The following is a 21,173-nucleotide window of genomic DNA, read 5'->3' as shown; positions in this document are numbered from 1 at the left end:
CAGGTACCCTTTCATCGAATTTGTTCACCTACGTAGTGCCAACTATGCACTCCGATACCTATGACCGACCACCAATCGTCGTTTGATTCCTCCCGCAACTTACACCAGCAGTTAGACATTGATTTTGTCCTTCAAGCAGCCGGACTCGGCGTCTGGGATTTTGATCCAGTCTCAGGTCTGGTCAATTGGGACAAGCGGAGCCAGGCCCTGTACGGAATTGCTGAAACCAATTTCATTCCCTACGAGCAGGCGATTCAGTATATTCATCCCGATGATATGCAGCGCGTTAACGCAGCTGTAGAGCAGTCACTAGATCCTCAGTCAGATGGGATCTATGACCAGACCTATCGCACCATTGGGGTAGATGATGGAGTGGTGCGGTGGGTACGTTTTCAAGGAAGAGCTTATTTCACAGCGGCTGGTGATTTACAGCGCCTTGCGGGTGTGGCTCAGGAAGTGACTCAGCAGGTGGTAGCTCACCGGAAACTGGAGGAGAGCGAAGCCAAGTTGCGGAGCCTGATTGCGGCAGCCCCCGCTGGTATCGGCCTTTTCGTGGGGCGCGATCTGGTGATCGAATACCCCAACCAGACCTTTATTGATATTGTCGGTAAGGGCCCCGGCGTGGAAGGCTTACCCCTGCGGGAAGCCATGCCCGAACTGCTTAGCGAGGGACAGCCCTTCCTGACCATTCTGGACGAGGTGTTCACTACGGGTGTGCCGTTTATATCTCCGGCATCGCTGGTCAAGATTGTGCAGAACGGGGTACTCAACGACAATTATTACAACATTTCCTACACGCCCATTCGGGACGTCACCGGTCAGGTGTACGCCATCCTCGATATTGCCATTGACGTCACCGAGCAGGTTCTGGCCCAGCAGGCCCTGGCGGAGAAAGAAGCGGTCTTAAACAGCGCCGTCGAACTGGCCGAACTAGGCACGTTTAGCGTGGACGTAACCACCCAGGTCATCACCACCTCCCCCCGCGTAGCCAGCTGGTTTGGCTTCGAAAGCCTGGCCGCTGACGCAGAAGCGTTTATCAACGGGGTGGGCCAGGCTGACCGCGGGCTGGTACGCGATAGTCTGGCAAACGCCCTGCGGCCGGGCTTAGACGGGCGCTACGACGTGGTCCATTCAATCGTTCACGCCCGGACTGGACAGCAAGTCATCATTCACGCCCTGGGCCGGGTTTATACCGATGTTGCCGGGAATCCGGTCAGGCTGGAAGGCACCGCTCAGGACATAACCATCCAGCGGGAGCAGCAACTGTTTTTAGAGCAGCAGGTGCAGGAGCGTACCGATGAGCTGGCTGCGGCAAACGAAGAGTTGATTGCCTCAAACGAGGAGTTAGCCGCCATCAATGAAGAACTGGGTGCCTCCAATGAAGAATATGTTTCGATCAACGAAGAACTGGAAGAGTCGAATAGCCTGCTGGTCCGCTCCAACGACAACCTGCAAACCTTCGCCTACGTGGCCAGCCACGACTTGCAGGAACCCCTGCGCAAGATTCAGCAGTTTGGCGATCTGCTCAAAACACGCCTGGGCGACTCGATTGGTGCCGAAGAGTTAGGTTATCTGGAGCGGATGCGGGTGGCGGCTGGCCGGATGTCGACGCTGATTCGGGACCTTTTGAGCTTCTCACGCATTTCCACTCAGCGCAATAGCGATGACACAGTATCCCTCCGGGTACTAATCAACAACGTGCTGGACGTACTGGACATGGCGATTACCAATACGGGTGCCCAGGTGCAAATCGACGAGCTTCCGACGGTACCGGGTGATACCTCCCAGCTGGGCCAATTGTTTCAAAACCTGATTAGTAACGCCCTCAAGTTCCGTCGGCCCGGGGTCGAGCCCCGTATTCAGATCCGCAGTCAGCGAATAAACGCCGTGGAGTTACCACCATCCGTCAGGCCCATCCGGCGAACGGCCTACTACGAACGCATTGAGGTAGTCGATAACGGCATTGGCTTCGAGGAGAAGTACCTGGACCGCATCTTTCAGGTCTTTCAGCGGCTGCACGGCAAGAGCCAGTATGAGGGGACGGGCGTGGGCCTGGCCATCTGCGAGAAAGTGATAACCAATCACGGGGGCGCCATTACGGCCAGTAGTCAGCCGGGGCAAGGAGCCACCTTCAGCGTGTACCTACCTGTTTGACGGCTACGCACACCACCGACGGTCGACGCGTTAAAAAGTACTAAAAAACTTTTTTATCAAATCCGGTAAGCGATGGATGATGCTGACACACTACCATTTTCAACTCTACGACAGTTTCACAGGCACGGCCGCCGACTTGCGGGTACACCAGCTGCACATACAGCCCCGGCTACGCTCGCTGGGTATTAGCCTTGATTCAACCGTAAGCTTTCATGTTGAGATCGATGGGACAATTTTCACCGAAGAGGAGATCGACAGCAAAGACACCAAACTCAACCAGTACCAGTTTCACGTTACCTACACGGGTACGGAAGAATATCCATTGAATGTGATACGGATTCATGAAGCAGTTGACGCGCTGGGCAGGCAGTTCGGCATGCGCTGGAAACAGTACCACGTTTGGACTGCCGAGTGACAAACATCGATAAACGCAAGCAGGCCGGTCAATGCGACCGGCCTGCTCCTTTATTTTTTTTTCTTGCTCATTCTCCGAAGCAATCCTCGGTCATCACGCGGTGTTTCCTGCGGCTCGTAGCTTTTAGCCCGCACTTTCTTACTGAGCAACATTGGTACACCTTTCTGAAAGGCTTGTGCATAATCGGGACCGGGCACCCAATCGAGTGGGCCGGGATCAGACTCGTTGACGACGACTGGTTCTACACGCACAATCTCGATTTCCCCGCGTTCCAGCTCCCGCATGGCTGCCCCGTTTACTTTACCGACCACCCGCAACGACCCTGCTGAAGTATGATATTTACGGACTAACGGCAGATAGATAATCGTACCGCCGGAACCGCCCCGCTTAGGACCGACAAATTTGACAGCAATCGTACCGTTTTCGGGTACATCGTACTTACGGTCAATGGTTGCTTGGGCAAACGTCATAGCCGTGTCCCCTTCACTAATACCGATACCAATCAGCGTATTGATAGCGAGCGGACGAATGGCAGGAGCGTAATAAGGGCGTCCCGCATTGGCGATACTGGCTAATAGTATTGACTGGTCGGACTCGCCAACCGACATAGTACGTGACTTTTGCCCTGTAAAGGGATCTTGCCAATCAACAACGCGGGGCTGATAGAGGGTACAGCTAGTTATAGATAAAGCAATCGTTACTAGTGTGAAAAATTGTTTCATAAACAGTTTTTGGTTGAATCCGAAAAATACGGTTCGATGCGTAAAGAGAGCCGCCCGATTTAGTAAACGGACGGCTCTCTTTGTTTACAACGTGTTCGCCTTCCGTACTTCTTGAATATTCTCGTCAAACTGCTCGGTTAGCCGGTAGTTCTGCTCGATGGGTCGGTTGGCATACTGCTCCATCATAGCCCGGTTAGCCTGCAATTCCCGGATGATCATCAGGCCCATCTCGGCCGTCATTCCCCCGCCCGCGTTACCTGCGCTTGTACTCCCCCCGCTGGCTCCCGAGAGCATGGCCGAAAAACTGGTATAGTTACCCGACTTCTGCACGCCGTCCAGCATCCGAGCGAAGTTGCCGATTACCGGATCAGACAGCGCCTTGTTATTGATGACGAACTCAGTACCGGCTTCGCCAGCAATGAAGCTACGCCGGCCCAGATTGAACAGTGTCGGATCACGCACAAAGCCCGACGGACTACCGTACATCGTCTGCATATCGGTGTAGCCCCCGTCTTTTTTGGCGGCAATCTCCTGAATACCCTGGGCGGCTACGGCGGCAATACCGATCCCCATGCGAATCCGGGATGCGGTGGCGGCTGCCGTCTTCAGACTCAGCCCCCCGTCCGGCATCAGTGACCAGGTCGGGTTGGCATAGATCTGGGCCACTTCGCGCTGGTTGTCGACGATCAGCTGCGCGATCGCGTAGGCTTTCTGGGCAACGATGGCGGCTTTGTAGGCCAGCGTACCTTTTCCCAGAAACGTTTTCAGCACATCCAGCCCCTGGGTCATGGCGGCCCGTTTAGCGTCCTGCAAAGCCCATTCGGCCTGCTTCATCTGCTCGGCGTAGCCGTGCTCGGTGTCGGCCCGCAGCTTGACCTGCTCGTTCCAGTTCTCGGTCAGCTGACGCTGGGTGTCGGCCGAGTGCTGGGCGAACGTTTCCTCGAGTAGCAGCTTCTGGGTCAGGTACTGCTGATCGGCCTGCAACTTCTGCATGTGCACCTCGGCGTCACCGATGGCGCTGGGCGACATCGCCTGTGTACGCTCGATACCGCTGATAGCGTCGCTGTGGCGCTGGTCGGCAACGTCCATCGTGTTACCGAAGGCTTCGCGGTTCGATTTGTCGAGTTTCTTCTGCATCTCGGCCGCTTCCTTTTCCTGCCGGGCTTTGTCGATCGCAGCCATTTCGACCCGCGACAAGCGTTCGATCTCCTGAATCTTCGCCTGGTTACCCTTCGCTAACTCATACATCTTCGTGTACTTGGCAGCGAAGGCCATGACCGATTTTTCGTAATCGGTTTCTTCCGATTTCAGGGCATCGCGCCGGGCATCCGACAGCATCCGCTCCAGATCGTCAGCATCCTGTTTTGCGTCCGATACGGCCTTGTCTTTCTTCTGTTTTTTCTCCGTATCATCTTCGATTGTGCGCAGGCCAGTGGCACCGGCTGGTTTGTTGTACGATCCCATCTTGAGAAAGATGTCGTCGACCTTTTTGATGTCACCCTGCAACTGCTCGATACCACCGGCAAACTGCTGACGAACTGCCTTCATGTTGTCGGCCGCCTGCTTGACCAGTGCATTACCGATCATCGCGCCATTGCCCCCGTTCTTGATTGTAGCCCACAGATATTGCCACAGTGTCGGCTCGGCCGAAAGCATCTCCATGTGCCGTTCGCGGGCCTTCAGCTGCGTCAGCTGACTTTCCAGTTCCAGCCGCTTCATGGCCAGATTCTTAACCATTTCGGCCCGCTCTTCCTGACTGAGTTTCGGATACTCCGCCAGCAGTTCGTTGTACTTCGCTACGACCTTGTTGGTCTGTTCGTGGAACTTAGCCAGGTCGCGGGTCAGGTTGATTTTTTCCCGCTCGATGCGCAGGGCGGCTTCGGTATTATCCGACAACGTTTTGATTGCGTAGGCTGCGGCTGCCAGACCTGCAATGACAACCCCAAGTGGGTTGGCCAGCATAACGGCGTTGAATGCAGCCCAGGCCGTGCGGGCCAACGTAACAGCGGCCGTCTGAAGCGTGATCTGACCGGTCAGTAAACCCGTCACCGTAGCGTAAGCGGTACTAGCCGACGATTGCAATACCAGCCAACGGAAGCCTAATTCGTAGGCCACTTTCCGGTAGCCCTGGTGCAAGGTGTCGAGGGCCGTGGCGGCAACGGCGGCCAGTGTTGCCCCGTTGTAAGCTACGGCCGCTGTCGCCAATGCATACAGGGCTACGCTGTTTTCGCCAAACCAGCGTTTCGCCGTCGATAGTGACTTCGTGAATTCGAGGGTATTGTGAACAGCTTCTGCCAGAAAGTTTTGCAACCCCTCACTGGTAAACAGGCCATTAAACCACTCGGTCAGGTTCTTCAGCTCCTTCGCCAGATCGTAGTTTTTCTTCTCAAATTCTTTCGCCAGACTGGTATTCTCGGCGAAAGCCGACGCCATGATCTCCTGCTTCTTGGTTACGAAATCCGTCTGGTTGGCCAGCAACGACATCACCTTGATCGACTCGTCAGACTCCAGCTTCAGTTCCTTCATGCGCTGCACGACCTGCGTCTGCGAAAGTCCCTGAAACGACAGGGCCAACGCCTTCAGGAATTGATCCGGATTCGTATTGATGAGGGCTTCGACTTCTTCCTTCGTTTTTCCCAGATGCTGAGCAAACAGATCTGATTTGGTCGCGCCGGTCATCAGGATTTTACCGAGTCCGCTGGCGGCAATCTCGGCCGTCATTCCCAGTTCCTGAAGGGCGGCACCGTAACCGGCCGTTTGTGCCAGGCTCGGTGCCAGATTGCCCAGCTGACCCATGCGCTGCACGAACTCCGCGACCACTGGGGCGGTCGCTGATCCGGCGGCTCCCAGTTCGTTCAACCCCGAACCAATGCGGCTGAGGGCTTCGCCGGTATCCATCGCCTGCGTTTCCTTATACAGCTTGGCAATACCGCCTAACTCCTTGGCTACCTGCTCGACACCACCCGAAAATTCATCGCCTAACGCGACCACGGCCATATCGGCGTTTTTCACGAACGAAACCAGCTGATCGTTGGCAACCCCTAACTGACCGGCCGCCACGGCGATGTCGCGCAGATCCTGGTTGGTCGTGCGGGTGTCGATGTCCTTCAACTCCTTATTGAGTCGCTTCACCCCTTCACTGCTCAGACCAGTTGCCTTTTCGATGTCGGCGAAGGAATCCTTCAGCTTCATCGTCCGGTCGATTGTCTGCGGAATCAGATTGACCAGCGATTGCAGCATGAACGTGATCACGTTGCCACCGACGACACCAGTGGCCACGGTCGCCATTTCTTTCTTGAAGCGGCCCCAGGCAGTGCTGGTGTCATTGATGCGGGCGGTCATCTCCCGCTGGGCCGCAATCATTTTATTGATTTCCCGGACTTTGGCAGCGTATAAAGCGGGGTCGTCCGCTTCATGCATTTTGTTCAGCTCCGAGCGCATCTTGGTGATGCTCAGGCTCACTTCTTTCAGGCTGGTTTTTGCCTGTTGGCCATTAATGACGAGGTCAATAATGGCGCGTTCATTCTGGGTTCTAGCCACCGTACTGCTTGGTTTAAGCGTTGCGGTGAGGCCCTGTAACTAGTGCTGTGGTGGTGCGTGCCGTCGATTACACGCTGATGCTGACACTACCGGTCAGCGCATTTTCAATAGTGGTGATTGGGATGCTCACGTAGTGATCCACGAGCAGTTCGCGCAATCGGTGGGTTTCGTAGCCCTTTCGCTTGGCATACCAGCGGGCGGGCCTGCGGTTGCGAGGTTCGCCGTTCTTCCTGACCTTCTGGTACTGGCTCGTCGCGTAGTCGGTCCCTTTTCCTACGCCCATGTCAACAAACCGACCGTACAGCAGGAAACTTAGAAAGGCAGAATTGACGTCGTTTCCGCTCATATTCATGCCTGTGCTCCAATCTGATTTAAGTCTGTAACTACGGCGCAGGGGGCGCTTCCGACTCGACCGTTTACGATTGTAAACGAACTTCTCCAGATCCTCTCCGAATCGTTCACGTGCAAACTGTAGCCATTTACTGACGACAGTTTTGAGGTTAATCTTCTGGTTGATGTCCAGATACCGGTAGGCAGTGGCTAACTCACTCATAGTATACCGTACCCCTCCCCCGGATCAAGCTGAACCACTAGTTGAAACTCCTCCCACACGTTCTCACCCGTCAGAAACAGGTAGGTTTTTAGCGCCGGCTCGATCACCATCTGCGAGCCGACGATGTCGTAGGTCGTAACGGTTTCCAGGTAGTTGACCGTGCGGACCTGCCCGGCCTCCAGCTGCGTGATGTTTTTCTTGACTGGCCAACTCTTCAGGAAGCGCAGTTTGACCGGTAGCTTGCCGACAATGGCCGCCCTGGTCTTATTCCGATCGGCCCACACCTTGACGGTCAATTTGGTCTGATCGTAGAAATTGGCGTTGATCACGGATGAGGTTGGCCCGGCTAGCTGCTTCTGGGTTTCGTTGACCAGCTCCAGATAAACGAATGCCTCGTCGACGTCGGCCGCCTGATCGATACCCGAAGGAATCGTCTGGCATTCCAGCCGCGCCGTGAGTTTCCCCTCCGGGCCGGGGGCTTCCGCCTGTAGCTTCGTGATCAGATACGCCCGCCGGATTCTATCGTTCAGACTCAAACTGTAACTGCGGTGCAGCTGCATGGTCGACAGGACTGGTGCCGGTAGCAGCATCTTCTGGGTAATCCGCTGCGTCTGATCCCGGAAATAGTAATACTGCCGGAGACCCTTAAGCCAGATGCCATTCCGGCCAGCCAGCTCACAGACTTCCGTCGACGCGAAGGGATAGTAGGCCCCGGTGCTGTCCTGCTGCATTCCTTCGTAGCTCAGCAGGCGCAGGCCCACGTTATTACGACGCTTCCCGGTTTGATCGAGGTACCGATCCGATGCGCTGTAGGCCGGGTCGAGCAGGTTGCCCGCCTGCCGGACGGTGGGTACCTGCCACTTTCCGTTGCTGACCGTCGAATCGGTATAGATCGACTGGCAGGTGCCCACTTTCATACTGATCGGCTGTCCCCCCTTGCCTATAATGATTGGGTCGGGCTGAATGGTCTGGCCCCTGGCATCTTTGTATAGCTCGTCGGCGGGGTCGAAGTACTCCGTTACGGCAAAACCACGGCCGTCCGGCTCGGCCGTATCGTACGAACCAGCCTGGTAGGAAGTCAGGTTGCCGGCTGGCCCCTGGGCCACGGCGCCGACGAACTGGGCAATGGTGCAGATCCGCGTATTGGCATTGAAGGTGAAGCACAAACCAAATCGCTGTTTGATGGCCTTCAGAAATTCCGACACGTCCATCTCGGGCAGGCACTGGCCGGGAATAAAGCGTCGTCCGCCGAAGGCTTCATCGAGCGTTTTGTTTTCGATGATCGGAAGCGCCGTCAGGTTCAGAATGCACAATCGTTGAATGGCTTCCTGGGCGAGCCAATCCGATTCGATCCGGTAGCCAGCGAGTAGCATCAGCTGCTCCAGTACCCACCAAAGATATAGCTGAGGACAAATCGGGTACCCACGTACTACCCCGTCGCCGAACTGGTAGTCGGCCACGAAATTACCTACCCCATTACTGCCGGTCTTGGTGAACCAGTTAACATACGGCTGGGGATCAGGAATGGCTCCTGGTACCTTCATTCGCCAGTCGTCCTCGAAGAATGTTTCGTTACGAATGGGGAACACCGCGAACGCGCACGTGCCGGGCGGTGCCGCAGCAACCTGAGTCAGCCGCTCGTTGAGCGGTAGCACGGTGGCGATACCGTTTACTGCCCCAACGACACCATCACCAATGCGGATCGGCGTGGCCAGGGCTTCCTGCAAACTCAGCTTACGAAGTTTATCATATACTTCGGCGCTGTCGATCTTCAGATAGGCGTTCAATTTCCCATTTTGGAGTTTGTAGGCCAGCTGGCACCGACGGTACAGGATACCACCAAACGACACCGTTACCGGCATGATCAGGCGCGGGGATGCCGAATCGGGCCGGTAGCCGTGGGCAACGAACCGCTGATTATTCTCCGTCAGAGGCGCGTCGATGGGGTAAGAAAATTCGCCGGGCAACTCGTCGTCGACGAGCCAGGCGGCAACCTGTTCAGTGACCAGGTTCTGGTTTGAAAAAAGCTCCAGCCTAAGCCCCTGATCGTTGGTGATACCGATCATAGGATGTATAGAATCAGGTGAACGGTCAAAACTCCGATCGCAAAAGCCAACGCGGGTTTCCAGTACTGCTTCAGAAAGGCGCGAATCAGCACCTGTGAGGGGTCTGGTGGTGGAATAATGGGCATACCAGCGGCCCGCTCTACGTGGCCGGGGTCAATGAGATTGAGCAACCAGGCTAAGCCGGTACCGAATCGGGTAAGCGTCCCCAGGTGCTTGTTCATACCAAGCACTAGGCTGATTGTCTCCACACTATTTCCGAACAGGTAATTACCCGTATCGCGGGTCATTGTCAGTTCCAGCAGATCACTGCAAACGACGTTACCCATCCGGTCGATACTGAGCGCAAGGCTTCGGGCGGCCTGCGCGATGTATGCAGAAAAGGAAACCCGTTTCCAGCGAATCAGTGAGCGGATCAGCGTGGTCAGAATGCCAGCAGGAAAAAATAGGAGCGCCAGCACAAGGGCGATAAACAACAAGAGAAAGGATTCCATCAGTCGTCAGAAATAAAAACCGCCCGAAGCTGGTCGATCCAGTTCGGGCGGTTCGTGACGGGCGTGATGACGGGCGTTTTAACGGGCCGAAAAAATGGTATTGCCGCCGGTCACGTTGTAGCCATCGAGCCAGGTCTTCAGTAAGCCCCAAGCAGTCAGTTCGGCCGCGTCGACCGGATGAACACCATCGGCCAGATAGTTACTGGCCGTCGTCGCCGTCCAGGCGGTCGTCAGGGAGTTGACATAGAAAACCTGCGAGTTATACTTGGCGTGGCCTTCGAGCGCCGATTTAATCGCACTGCGCTTATTACTCGCGGTGGTTTCGGCGGTACTGTTGAGTTTGGGCAGGATACCACACACGACAACCCGCACTTTGTTGGTCGGCGTGGTGTAGGTCGTAAGGGCTTTGTTGACCAGGTACAAAATATTGTCGCTGGTACTCATCGCGTCCGGATCGTTGGTGCCGAGCGGAATAAATACCACCGCCGGGGGGTCAGCCAGCGTTCGGCCCGCGTACCAGAAATTGCGGTGATCGAGCGTGGTCGAGCCGGACACACTGCGGTTTCTGAGCCGGTAGTTATAGCCCTTGTCGGTAAAATAATCCCGCAACAGGTAGGCGAAATTATTCGACCAGGTGGTAGGGCCCACCGCATTCCAGATGCTATCGCCCCAGATGTCGACACACTTACTGGCTCCAATGTTCATGTCCCAGATCAGGTTACCGTACCAGCCCGTTTCGTAGCCAATGGTCAGCGACTGGGTCGATCCGATGGTTGGTAAGGTTGCGGTATTACTAACCGGGATGGCGGCTTCGGTCAGCACGGCGGCCGTCGGCGACTGGGTGGGGAGCAGGTACTGACTAACCGGGCGGGTCAGTCGTTCGTTGGCGTTGGCGCTGAAAAACGGCTGCGTATTGGTGTAGGTCGCAAACGTCGATGAGTTACCGAACGGGGTGTAGTAGTACCCTTTGATTTTGGTGTCGAACCGGTAATCCATCGTGTGCAGCACCACGATGCCGGCCGGCGCGAAGTAGCTGGGCAGGTTGCCGGAGGTAAACGTATAGCTGACCTCACTGGTCGACGTGGCCGACACCGTACCGGTGACGACGATTTTCCCCCGGCTACCGAGGTAATATTCCTGCCCTTCCGATTGGGCCAGGTCTTTAATCGATGTGTACACCCGACCTGGCCGGGCCTGATCGACGGGGAACTGAGCAAATGCGCTGAGGGTGGCCAGACTCAGCAGGGCTATAATTAGTGCTTTTTTCATGGACGTTATGCGGTTAATTGTCTTCGATGGCGGCAAACCGAACGCGTTTGCCCGATGGTAGCAGCGTGTACACACTCAGTGCGCCGGGATTATTTTTCTCGTCGGCAAGGACGTAGACGGTAGTCGACACGGTGACCGTGCCCAGGTTAATCATATCCTGGTAAGTTGCGACTTGTATCTGGTCATTCCCCAGGGTGTTAGGTCGTTTCTCCGCGTAGGTGTTAAGCGTATTGGTTGCCGACTGGAACCCCGCCCCGGTGTCGTTGCTTGTTCCGCTGGCCTGTTCAATGTGAACGTTATACGAATTCGTCGGCCGCGTGAGCGTGTTCAGACGCACGTAACTGTCGTTTGATCCGGCGTCAAAGAATATAACTGACGACGTGTAAATGCCGTTACCGTGATAGTACGTCGTCGCTGTATTATCGACGATCTTGTTTCGGCTCGAACGGGCAAAATACAAGGCGTTCCAGTCGTTGTAAACGTCGATAGTATTGTTCGCGAAAACGTTTTCATTCCCAATAAACTCGTTACGCTGCTGACTTTTGAAGATGTTTCGCGTGTATATCGAATTGCTGACGTAGTACGCTAGGATCGCCCGTTGTTTTACGTTTATCCGGTTCCGGTTTACGATTATATTCTGATTTGCGCCTGCCGGTATTGCGTTTTCAGCTTTATAGCCGTTAGAAATGCTAATGCCTACTGACGAGTTGTCAATATCGATGACCGTGTTATCCTCGACGAGAATATTCGCCCCCAAAACGATTTCGATAGAATACCGTTCGGCGTCAATAACTGTATTCCCTTTGATCCGGCTTTTACGGATCAAACCCGACAACGAAATACCGAAACCGTCGTCGCTACCCGTACCCGGTTTGTAAATTTTGTTATCCTCAATTACAAATTCTTCGCAGTATTGAATCGGCCCCGGCCCGTCTGCTGAGTGATTAAGTAATTCGATCGCCATGCGCGAAATACCCGTACCGCTGCCAACCGAACCGCCGAATGTATTCCGGCGAATGTAGAAACGTTTGTGCGACGTAATGAACTGGTCCTGCGCCCCGCCTGACGCATTCGACGCAATCGAATTATTGTTCGTGCCTGCGTTCAGAAAGGTATTGTCTTCAATAAAAATCCCGTCTTCCGGCCCTTGTTCGTTGATTCGGATTTGCGCACCGTTGGTTCCGGTTGTATTTGTGTTCACAAAGGCGATACCGCGAAAGCCGACGTTTTTGTTATTGCCATTTACCAAAATCTGATCGGGCGAATTCGATCGACTGAGCCCGCCCTTACCGTAGCAGTCCAAATACAGTTCAGTCTTGTTATTTATGACAATCGTTTGCGTCTGCGTTATGACGCCGGTCCAACTGACGACGGTCGGAACGGTAGCCGCTGCGATCGCATTCAATAGGGCCGTTTCACTCGCTGCGATCGTAACAGATATCGGCGCGGCCGTACCCGCTGCTGTCGTCTGCGTCGAGCCGTCAGCGAATCGGACGCCCCCGCCTGCGCCCAACGACAAAATACCCGCCTGCGACAGCGACGCCCGTAACGCGCTCGCTGCGTCGTAAAACTCGAACAGGTTCTGACCGCTCGACAAGCCATTGACTCGCAGCGCTGGTCCAGCGCCCCCGGCCTGATTCTGTACGATAATGCCGTGGTAAGCCTTTACCGTCATGCCCGCGCCTGATGTTACATCGAGTCCCCCGGTGGGGTCGCCCATACGAAGCCGGACGGTTTGACCGGAAGACAAGCCATCGAAGCCGAACCAGCGGCCGTCTACGGTAGGTAGTTTCAGGTTACCATCAACCCAAACGTCTGAGCCGATGTCGAACCCGGCGCGGGCCGTGTTGGTGTTCCGGTTGACAGAAATACCTTCGTTGTGCAGAAACAGCGACCGGCTACTGTTACCGTTGCTGAAGAAATACAGGTTGCCGTCCGGCTTCACGTCGAGATTCCCGCCCGCGCCAATGCCCGCAGCTGAAAGCCGTGGATTACCGCCGAACTCGACCCCACCACCCGGAAGCGGCAGGATGCTGTTTCTAGCGGTTTCAGCGGCAGTAGCTCCCTGGAGAAAGATTTTACCGGCCGTTAGCGTGCCACTCACGACATTACTACTGGTCGTCAGTAGCGGCTGCTTACGTACCAAGTTGGCCGTATTGGAGTCAATCAACACTTTCAGGTAGCGGCCGGCTCCTGGCCCAAGCAGAAAGCCGTCACGCGTTTCGTTCAGGCTATCCGTCGACCGGGCCACACCCCACTGCGCCTTCGTCGCTAATTGCCCATAGCTACTCACGCTCACTACGAGCGTGAGTAGCAGTGTCAGCATCCGGATCAATTCGACTCGTCGATAAAGGTGACTTTATACAGAGTCGTCGTCGAGCCGTCGCTGGAGACCGATTTCCAGTACAGCGTATTGATCGAGTTACTGCCATCCCTCTTCTTGTAGCGTTCATCGCTTCGCACCGTGATCAGGTAGGCTTTCCCGTTGGGCACTGTGTAGCTGGAAAGGGCAGAATAGCTGGCCACCGCGTCACTGTAAACCGATGTGGCCTGATTGGCCTTCAGATCGAACGCCTGCTGCTGAGCCGTTGAAACTGGCTTGTTAGCGTCGGAGGTATTACTGACGTTACCCAGGCCGACATCAGTGGCAGAAATATTGATGTTGCCCGCCGTTGGCGTTTTGTTATTGACCGTCTGCACGGCCGACCCCTGGGCAGCAACAACTTCGTCTTTGAAAGCGAAGCCCCGGAAGTTGCCCGTAGATCCTTTTTGACCCATACGCGTGTCATCGGCTCCCAACTGGAGTCGATTGGCCTGGGTCGTAGCGGCCGTGTCTCGCTTGGCTACCTGCGTCTGCGCCTGGACGGAAAGAGAAACGGTTGCCAGCAGTAGGCCGGCGAGTAAACCACGAAATGGTTTCATTGAGATGGATGGTTAATTGTTACGGATTGATTATTGGGTAAGCTTCTGAATGATGATAGTCGTGAGCTGGCCATTGACGGTTTCGCCGGGCGGGGCAATGAGTCGAATCCGGTTCTCGTCGATGATCTCGATCCGGATTAGCGGATCTAGTTGCCCGGTATCGTCGCGGAAGAACTGGGCACTGACCAAGCGGCTGCTTGAGCCGTGGCGGATTTCCTGTCCGCTGACGGCGTTGCTGAGCCGCCAAAACTTTACCGTACCCTCGCCGACACCACTGGGGGCGTCGATGGAAGCCGTCGTTGGCGAACGGACCTGGGTAACGATCAGCCGGCCGCTGGCCCGGATCTGGCCACCGACACGAATTTCGATCCACCCACCAGATGCCGGCAGATTGAGCGTGTTTTGCAGCCGAACGACCAGGCTGGTTCCCGGCCGGGCGGAGCGAATCAGGATGGGCTGCTGATCAGCTGGCAGCATACGCCCGAACCGATCCCAGTAGGCCGTTGCGCTCACACTCCTGGAGGAGTCTGCCAGCAACAGGAGCAGGGTTTTTTCGCTGATCTGGCCCCGGAACACGGTCATGTCGAAGGGCTGAATGGTTTGCGCTGAGCAGCTGAGCGAGAGCAGCAGGCCCGCCCACAAAATGAGGTGCTTCATAGAGTTAGAGATAAAAAACCGCCCGAAGCTGGTAGGTCCAGATCGGGCGGTTCGTGACGGGCGTGATGACGCGTGAGCACTAGATTTCCTTGCGGGCGTCGGACTTACGGATTTCCATGCCTAGTACGGCATACATCAGTTCGGCCAGCGTAGTCTGATCGTTGATCGTTAGCCCCAGCGCCTTGAGGTCACCCAGGTCAATGGCCTGAAAATAATCGCGCTGGGCAACGGCCATCGCGGTCGACTCGTCGACGATCTGACCGGTCGCCGGCAGTACAAACGAGCCGCCCGTCTGACGATTGGTAATGCGATCGACAAACTGTTCGGCGGCAACCTGTTTCTGGTAGGGCGACAGGCTCACGTCTTCCGCAATGGCGGCTAGCTTCGGCCCACCATCCGGGGTCAGGTAACTGATCCGGGCGCGGATGGTCATGTTCAGGTCGGACTGGATAATAAAGGCTTCCAGTGAAGCCTGGCGCGGCAGTCCCGTGATTGGGTCGTCGCTGATAGGAATAACAAGCTGATTTTTCATACGATAACCTGGTAGTAGAAGGACAATGTTGAATTGGCGGGCAGTATCGACCCATCGCTCGCCGTAAGTATCAGGGCGCTCGATGACTCGGCATAGAGAACCAGCTTTCCGAGATGGTTTCCAGACGATGTACTACAGCCCGAAATCATGACGGCCGTGGGTGTGCGTGCTACTTTGTTGGCAAAGCTGATGCGGGCCATTTGCGTCGCGCCCGGATTGCTGCCCGTGGTAATGATGAACATACCGGCCTGATCAGTGGCTCCGCTACCCATGCTGACTGTCCCCCCTGTGCCGAGTCCGGTACCGAGTAGGCTGGCGGTGGGCGTCCCGCCGATAGCCACCAAACCAAACGTTTTGATGCGACCAGCCACGTGCAATAACTCTTCCGGATTGTCGGTACCGATAGCGACGCCATTCCGACGCACGGCCATCAGCAGTTTGTCTTTAGTGGCCGTCAGCTGCTGCCAGAAGCTGAAGCCATCCCCAGCCAAGTTGATGTTGATCATCCCAAAGTCCGAGGCACCAATAATCTTGTTGCCCAGAAAGCGCATCAGACCCAGACCGGGCTGATTGTCCGAAAAAAGGGCGCTCCCGTCGCCATTAGGCGCGTTGAAGAACGTGGGGGAGTAGCTCTTGATGTAGTCGACGATCCAGTTCAGCACCTTTCGCAAGGCGGCTGCTTTGATGCGGGTCGAGCCGGCCGCGTTGCGATCGGGGAGTTCGGAAGTAATTAAGTTACGGGTATCCTGTTCGGTAGCCACGGTGTTGACTCGTTAAAGAATGATGGAATAAAGGTTCAGGACTGGTCAGGTAGCTCGTCGACGTCGAAGTAGGTCTTCTCGAAGTACTCACGTTCCGACTCGGTTCGGCGGTAGCTACCGTCCGACCAGCGATACCACATGCAGTAATTGCCTTCGGCGATGGGCGTGCCGTCTTCGGTCGTTTCAGGATTGTCGGCCGTGACCTGCTCGGCATACCAGTAGCGGTCGGCCAGCAAGCGGGTGTTCTCTTCGTATAGCGCGTTAGGCCACGTTTCAGGGTTTCCAGGATCTTCGACCCGCTTGATTTTTTCGTGTTCGCGTTTGAGCGCAAATAGTGGCATGGCGATTAGGTTAGCGTGATTTCGTATTGCTTATAGACCTCACCCGGATAGGTGATCGTGGCCACGTTATTCGAGCCGCCCAGGTCGATCTCGATCGTACCGCCCCGGCCTGCGCCGTAGATGGTAACCACGCGCTTCCCACCAGCTGTATTGACGCCATCGGTCGCCATGTTTACGTCGGGCTCCTTGTTGTAGCAGCTGCTCGGGTAATAGGTGTGATCGAGTGTTTTCCAGGTCGATGTGCCGGCAGGACGCCACTTCACAGGGCCGGGCCAAGCGTTAACGAAATCGGTACTCAGACACCGCATTTTCGCAGCGAGTGCACCTAAATCGTTAGGGCCATAATAGACGTTGGGGAATGCGTAGTCGACGCCACTCTGCGGAGGAGCGGGTTTGAATCGACCATTGTCGATGAGCGTTCGCCCGTTTGTCGAACCTGACAGGCTATATCGACCGGTGTTGTCAGGACGGGCGATCTTGTTGCGGTCAATCCCAAACACGTAGGGGTTATCCCACCCAAGTACGTGCCGGATCGTCTGCATGGCCATAGCGGCCGTGGCAAACTGCAACTGCGGGTTCTGAATGTTAAAGTCGGCTGTATTTGCTACCAGACCATTCCCTAAATCGATCTGGTATTGTTCAGTGAACGGGTCGATCCCGGCAGCACAGCGCCACCAGCCGAAGCCGCCCTGGTCGCGTGGGTCGAGGTTAACGCCCTTCAGGAACTGCCCCATCATGAGCAGCCCTAGCCGGGATTTCCAGTACTGGTCCCAGCCGTTGTTGAGAACCATGTACAAATTCACCTGCGGCAGGGCACCGGTTAGGTGCATATCCATCGACACGTATTTTGCAAACCCCCATTCGTAGCTAGTGAGGAACTGCTTTAGCTTGTTGAAGTCGCTACACGCATCACTCACGGCCGCCAGGTTCGACTTGGTAGGCCAGAACGTGGTAGGACCTGCGTACGACGCGCCGAGGTTGATGAACTGGGCGTATTTTTCCTTTAGCTTAGAGAGCCCTTCCAGCACCCACTTACACTGCTGAGGAGCGTAGTCGGTTTGGAAACGCCAGTCACTGCCAGACTCCTGAGCCTCGCCACTAACGATACCAAATGGCCCTTTATTGGCCCACAGGAACTCGGCAACTGCGTAACATTCGTCCTTTGTAAACTGGTTAAACGGCTTGCCCGGATTGATGTCTTGGATGTTGGCATCCTTCATAAACATCGTACGCATGTACGCCATCCCGGCCGGCGTGATGACGCCCCCATTCAGCATATAGTGAATGTTCTTGTCGATGTAGCCGTGGAAGTCGCAGGCGTTGGTCGGTGCCTGCGAATAGGTTTCCCCGTTGCGGAAATTGAGGTTCATCGAGCCATCTGTCACCAGGGGCACCTCTTCGTATTCTTTTCCGGGCTGACGGGGCAGGGTTCGGTCTTTAATTAGTGGTACTCCCATGTCTAGCTGGTGTAAATAAATTGGACGCAGTGCGCCGTCTGATCATTGATTTTGCTGTCGTCAGCGGGCGACGACATCTGCATACACGAGATGGCGTACAGGTAGCCAGCTGGTACCCGCAGTGCCCGTAGCTGAGCCAGGGTGATCCAAGAGCCTTCGCCAATACCCCGGTAGAATTTCTCGGTGATACCTGTTGCGCTATCGTCGAATTTGAGCCACCATGAACCGTCAGCTTCCTGATAAGCGGTTACTACGATCTGCATCAAATCCGGCCGGCGCGAGGGGCTGATGTGGTCAATCTTGCCCTTGATAGTCGGGCTGGGCACCCCACCCGAGCCACCACCCGAGCCACCACCCGAGCCACCACCCGAGCCACCACCCGTCGACGATCCGGCTTTCAGTACCTGAAACGGCCCGGTATCGGTCGTGCTGAAGCTGAACTGTTCCTGACCGCCTGCATCGTCGCGAACCGTTAGTCCAAACCGGGCATTGGGTACATTGGTAAACAGGGAGCCATAGGCAAGCGTACCGGTAAACAGCCCGTCACGGCCGTAAGGACCGTCGGCAGTCGTCATCACTTTGGTCTGGCTGTAGGTGGAGGTGCCATCCACGCAGGCCAGCGTCAGGGTGAGCGTTCCCGACCCACTGACGTAAAATGACAGCGACCCTCCGCTGTTGCGGGCGACGTAGAGCGCCGTCAGTTTGGACGAGGCCGTTTTCAGGGCCTGCGCCGGCGTCGAGTCGTTCAGCGTCAGCACGTAGCCGTCAATGCCGCCAGCGTCGTCTTTGGCCAGCAGCTGGTACTGGGCGTCGGCCGTATTACCAAACAGCGAACCGTACACCAGCGAGCCGGTAAACAGCCCGTCGCGGCTGTAGGGGCCGTCAGCCGTAGTCATCACCTTGGTCTGGTTGTAGCCTCCGCCCCCCAGCGCCGTCAGCACCAGCGTTATAGTGCCGGACCCACTGGCGTAAAACGACAGCGCACCGTCGGGGTTGCGGGCCACGTAGAGCGCGGTGATCTTGCTGGCCGATCGGACGCACAGCGAGCGGTACTGTCCAGCTGGTAAGGTATTCACCTTAGCCAGTTGAGCCGGGGTGGGCTTTTCGGGAAACAGGCCCGCTTTATCTCCACAAGTGTTGGTGTCATCGACACCGAAATAGCCGATCGTTTTGGCGGCCTGATTTTGAATGACTGCCTGGATCATGGGGCGGGATAGAGTTGGGTGAGGCCAACCGCGACGTCGTAGTTGGGCGTGATGAACGTGTATTCCTTGTAGCCGGTCTCGCTCCGGTTACCGCGCACCCGGTAGCGAATAGCTTCGCCGGGGTTATCGATACCACTACCCCGGCCTACGTAGCTGTAGCCGGCCTGCTTAGCCGCCTGGAGCAGCGATACCCAGCGGGGCACCACGTCGGCTTGGTTCAGGTAGTTGTCGATCGTCGACATCGAGGAGTTATCGTCCAGCGTCTGGTTGCCGTTGCTGAAGCCGGTTGTCGGCACCGTTGAGGTATCGGCCATACCGTTCGCTGGCTGGGTGCCGTTTTTGGCGAACACCAGCAGATCCCCCGAGTACTGGTCATTTACCCCGGTGTAGCCGTAGGCAATGGCACTCAGCGAGCTGTTAGGGGGCTGGGGGGCACCGGTAGGCGTGCTGTAATCAGAGCGTTTAACAGCGGCAATCTTGCCGGCCACCACCTGAATGGCCAGTTTCTGGCCGTTGCTGGAGTCGCCGTTGAGCACATAATAGATTCGGTCGGACACGCGGGCGCAAGAGTCAACACCTGGTGACCAGTACAGGTACACGTCGGTACCCACATTGTAGTTGGCCATTTCGGCGGCAAAGGTTGAGCCGTCGAGCTTCAGTGGGCTGCTATCATCGAAATGCTTGCCGAGCGTATTGTTGGCATCGTCGAGCGTATCGAAGGTGCGGGCATTGCCGCCCCCGGCTGGCACGGCATTCCACACCAGAAGTGGCTTGTAATCCTGACCCGATGGGCGGTGACAGCTCGTGTCGACCAGTTCGATCGTCATTTCGGCCGAACCGCCTTCGGGAAATTCAGCGACCAGTGTTTTGCGAACTGTCTTGTCGATACTGCTCAGGTTGAGAATGACTTCCGCCGAATTGGCGGTGGGCGTCAGCACCAGCGAGGGCACATCGTTTTCTTTGAGCCGGAAATTGCTGACGGCGGTACGTCGGCGCTCGGCCTTATCGGGATAACTGAGCCGCTCGGTCACCCAGAACAGCTTATCTCCTCCCTGCTCAGGGATGGAGAATGGCCCATCGATGCGGTACTGAATCACACGTACCGGCGCGGGCGTCGGTTCACTGGGCGCCGTACCGCAGGGGCCACTGATGGTCGACCCGGCGTATTCAGCCTCGACAGCGTTATCGCGGCCAAAGACGCGGGTCTTATGCGAAGAGCCATCCCGCAGGCTGGCCGGCTTTATCCACTCAAAGCCGTACAGGCTGTTTACGTCGCCTGAAAAGGTCTTGGCTACGTCATCGCGCAGTTTGCTGGCCGTGACGGTGGCGACCAGCTTATCATTCACAAAAATGTCGACCGACTGGGCCACTTTCGGATTGGATGTGTCAATGATCCAGCCCGCTACCTTATCGCAGTTGTTGACCTCTACACGCAGTACCAGTGTCGGCTTACTGGGCACAGTGGGCGTCGGGGTGGGCGTTGGGGTGGGCGTGGGCGTGGGCGTCGTAGTCCCGGATGGGGGCACGATTGGCTCCAGCAGGTCAGCTACCAGGTAGCTGGCGACTTCAATGGCGGGCTGCGAGCCGCAACCCGCGCTACTCAACCGGCTGCACAACGCCAATATTGTCGCGGGTTTAGCCTGGCTGATGAGTAGCATCAGCAGATCATCGAGACCCAGTACTTCGAGCCGTTCCAGCGAGATGGTACCGCCGTCATTATCGGCCAGCAGGGCGGGATTGATGACAGCCACGGCCAGCGCCTGACTCGCGCGCCAGAATTTAGGCTGGGTGTAACCGCCCGTGCAGATATACCGGCTGATTATGTTATTGGTACCAGCCAGCAGATTCAGGGTGGTGGGCTGCCGATCGCCGTCGTCGCGCACGCCATCGGGCAGCTCATCGAGCAGATCATTGAAAGCGCCCGGTACCGTGCGCAGCAGGTAGTTGGCAAGTTCCTCGCTCACCAGCTGGTGCGTTACCTTATGGCAGGGCATGGGCCAGTAGCGGACCTGGTTTGTGGTCAGATCGGGTACCGCCAGCCAATTGTCGGGGCTGTATACGTAGGGGTCAGGCAGCGTTGCAGGCATG

Annotated in this window: 17 protein-coding genes; 2 read left to right on the top strand and 15 right to left on the bottom strand. The window is 56.3% G+C overall.

The window, feature by feature from the left end:
- Positions 1-60: 60 nt before the first annotated feature.
- Positions 61-2,154, top strand: coding sequence for a PAS domain-containing sensor histidine kinase (locus HH216_RS14970; RefSeq protein ID WP_169551535.1), 2,094 nt, complete (start codon positions 61-63; stop codon positions 2,152-2,154).
- A gap of 76 nt (positions 2,155-2,230) precedes the next feature.
- Positions 2,231-2,569 (top strand): hypothetical protein, encoded by a 339-nt coding sequence (locus HH216_RS14965; protein ID WP_169551534.1) that lies wholly within the window; start codon positions 2,231-2,233, stop codon positions 2,567-2,569.
- A 50-nt stretch (positions 2,570-2,619) separates the two neighbouring features.
- Here HH216_RS14965 and HH216_RS14960 read toward each other — a convergent pair whose 3' ends face one another.
- The 15 genes from HH216_RS14960 to HH216_RS14890 form a co-directional block, all read right to left on the bottom strand.
- Positions 2,620-3,291, bottom strand: coding sequence for an acylphosphatase (locus HH216_RS14960; RefSeq protein WP_169551533.1), 672 nt, complete (start codon positions 3,289-3,291; stop codon positions 2,620-2,622).
- Between the two features lie 84 nt (positions 3,292-3,375).
- The gene (locus HH216_RS14955) at positions 3,376-6,831 is read right to left on the bottom strand and encodes a phage tail tape measure protein (RefSeq protein ID WP_169551532.1); all 3,456 of its coding nucleotides are present in this window, start codon (positions 6,829-6,831) and stop codon (positions 3,376-3,378) included.
- 67 nt (positions 6,832-6,898) lie between these two features.
- The gene (locus HH216_RS14950) at positions 6,899-7,384 is read right to left on the bottom strand and encodes a hypothetical protein (protein ID WP_169551531.1); all 486 of its coding nucleotides are present in this window, start codon (positions 7,382-7,384) and stop codon (positions 6,899-6,901) included.
- Positions 7,381-9,450: a hypothetical protein gene (locus HH216_RS14945; protein ID WP_169551530.1), complete on the bottom strand. Its 2,070-nt coding sequence runs from the start codon at positions 9,448-9,450 to the stop codon at positions 7,381-7,383. The genes HH216_RS14950 and HH216_RS14945 overlap by 4 nt, the downstream gene beginning before the upstream one ends.
- Entirely contained in the window at positions 9,447-9,941 is a 495-nt protein-coding gene (locus HH216_RS14940; RefSeq protein WP_169551529.1) for a hypothetical protein, read from the bottom strand. The genes HH216_RS14945 and HH216_RS14940 overlap by 4 nt, the downstream gene beginning before the upstream one ends.
- Before the next feature lie 78 nt (positions 9,942-10,019).
- Complete coding sequence (locus tag HH216_RS14935) at positions 10,020-11,210, bottom strand: SGNH/GDSL hydrolase family protein (RefSeq protein WP_169551528.1); 1,191 nt, start codon at positions 11,208-11,210, stop codon at positions 10,020-10,022.
- 13 nt (positions 11,211-11,223) lie between these two features.
- Positions 11,224-13,536 (bottom strand): right-handed parallel beta-helix repeat-containing protein, encoded by a 2,313-nt coding sequence (locus HH216_RS14930; RefSeq protein WP_169551527.1) that lies wholly within the window; start codon positions 13,534-13,536, stop codon positions 11,224-11,226.
- Between the two features lie 5 nt (positions 13,537-13,541).
- On the bottom strand, positions 13,542-14,132 hold the full coding sequence (locus HH216_RS14925) for a hypothetical protein (protein ID WP_169551526.1): 591 nt from the start codon (positions 14,130-14,132) through the stop codon (positions 13,542-13,544).
- A 30-nt stretch (positions 14,133-14,162) separates the two neighbouring features.
- Positions 14,163-14,789: a hypothetical protein gene (locus HH216_RS14920; RefSeq protein ID WP_169551525.1), complete on the bottom strand. Its 627-nt coding sequence runs from the start codon at positions 14,787-14,789 to the stop codon at positions 14,163-14,165.
- 79 nt (positions 14,790-14,868) lie between these two features.
- Positions 14,869-15,321, bottom strand: a complete 453-nt coding sequence (locus HH216_RS14915; RefSeq protein ID WP_169551524.1) for a hypothetical protein — start codon at positions 15,319-15,321, stop codon at positions 14,869-14,871.
- Entirely contained in the window at positions 15,318-16,082 is a 765-nt protein-coding gene (locus HH216_RS14910) for a hypothetical protein (RefSeq protein WP_169551523.1), read from the bottom strand. Before HH216_RS14910 ends, HH216_RS14915 begins: the two co-directional genes overlap by 4 nt.
- Positions 16,083-16,117: 35 nt before the next feature.
- Entirely contained in the window at positions 16,118-16,423 is a 306-nt protein-coding gene (locus tag HH216_RS14905) for a hypothetical protein (protein ID WP_169551522.1), read from the bottom strand.
- A 5-nt stretch (positions 16,424-16,428) separates the two neighbouring features.
- The gene (locus HH216_RS14900; protein ID WP_169551521.1) at positions 16,429-17,880 is read right to left on the bottom strand and encodes a hypothetical protein; all 1,452 of its coding nucleotides are present in this window, start codon (positions 17,878-17,880) and stop codon (positions 16,429-16,431) included.
- Between the two features lie 2 nt (positions 17,881-17,882).
- On the bottom strand, positions 17,883-19,085 hold the full coding sequence (locus HH216_RS14895; RefSeq protein WP_169548916.1) for a hypothetical protein: 1,203 nt from the start codon (positions 19,083-19,085) through the stop codon (positions 17,883-17,885).
- Positions 19,082-21,172, bottom strand: coding sequence for a hypothetical protein (locus tag HH216_RS14890; protein WP_169551520.1), 2,091 nt, complete (start codon positions 21,170-21,172; stop codon positions 19,082-19,084). The genes HH216_RS14895 and HH216_RS14890 overlap by 4 nt, the downstream gene beginning before the upstream one ends.
- Position 21,173: the final 1 nt, after the last annotated feature.

The organism is Spirosoma rhododendri (assembly GCF_012849055.1).
Taxonomy (GTDB): domain Bacteria; phylum Bacteroidota; class Bacteroidia; order Cytophagales; family Spirosomataceae; genus Spirosoma; species Spirosoma rhododendri.
The sequence above is the reverse complement of the archived record's forward strand: the minus strand, read 5'-3'. Positions and strand labels throughout refer to the sequence as shown.

Bases quoted from the DNA above. Each gene is read 5' to 3' on its own strand.
- HH216_RS14925 (WP_169551526.1), bottom strand. From the start codon at position 14,132: ATGAAACCATTTCGTGGTTTACTCGCCGGCCTACTGCTGGCAACCGTT.
- HH216_RS14930 (WP_169551527.1), bottom strand. From the start codon at position 13,536: ATGCTGACACTGCTACTCACGCTCGTAGTGAGCGTGAGTAGCTATGGG.
- HH216_RS14950 (WP_169551531.1), bottom strand. From the start codon at position 7,384: ATGAGTGAGTTAGCCACTGCCTACCGGTATCTGGACATCAACCAGAAG.
- HH216_RS14915 (WP_169551524.1), bottom strand. From the start codon at position 15,321: ATGAAAAATCAGCTTGTTATTCCTATCAGCGACGACCCAATCACGGGA.
- HH216_RS14960 (WP_169551533.1), bottom strand. From the start codon at position 3,291: ATGAAACAATTTTTCACACTAGTAACGATTGCTTTATCTATAACTAGC.
- HH216_RS14920 (WP_169551525.1), bottom strand. From the start codon at position 14,789: ATGAAGCACCTCATTTTGTGGGCGGGCCTGCTGCTCTCGCTCAGCTGC.
- HH216_RS14940 (WP_169551529.1), bottom strand. From the start codon at position 9,941: ATGGAATCCTTTCTCTTGTTGTTTATCGCCCTTGTGCTGGCGCTCCTA.
- HH216_RS14970 (WP_169551535.1), top strand. From the start codon at position 61: ATGACCGACCACCAATCGTCGTTTGATTCCTCCCGCAACTTACACCAG.
- HH216_RS14905 (WP_169551522.1), bottom strand. From the start codon at position 16,423: ATGCCACTATTTGCGCTCAAACGCGAACACGAAAAAATCAAGCGGGTC.
- HH216_RS14890 (WP_169551520.1), bottom strand. From the start codon at position 21,172: ATGCCTGCAACGCTGCCTGACCCCTACGTATACAGCCCCGACAATTGG.
- HH216_RS14965 (WP_169551534.1), top strand. From the start codon at position 2,231: ATGATGCTGACACACTACCATTTTCAACTCTACGACAGTTTCACAGGC.
- HH216_RS14935 (WP_169551528.1), bottom strand. From the start codon at position 11,210: ATGAAAAAAGCACTAATTATAGCCCTGCTGAGTCTGGCCACCCTCAGC.
- HH216_RS14900 (WP_169551521.1), bottom strand. From the start codon at position 17,880: ATGGGAGTACCACTAATTAAAGACCGAACCCTGCCCCGTCAGCCCGGA.
- HH216_RS14945 (WP_169551530.1), bottom strand. From the start codon at position 9,450: ATGATCGGTATCACCAACGATCAGGGGCTTAGGCTGGAGCTTTTTTCA.
- HH216_RS14895 (WP_169548916.1), bottom strand. From the start codon at position 19,085: ATGATCCAGGCAGTCATTCAAAATCAGGCCGCCAAAACGATCGGCTAT.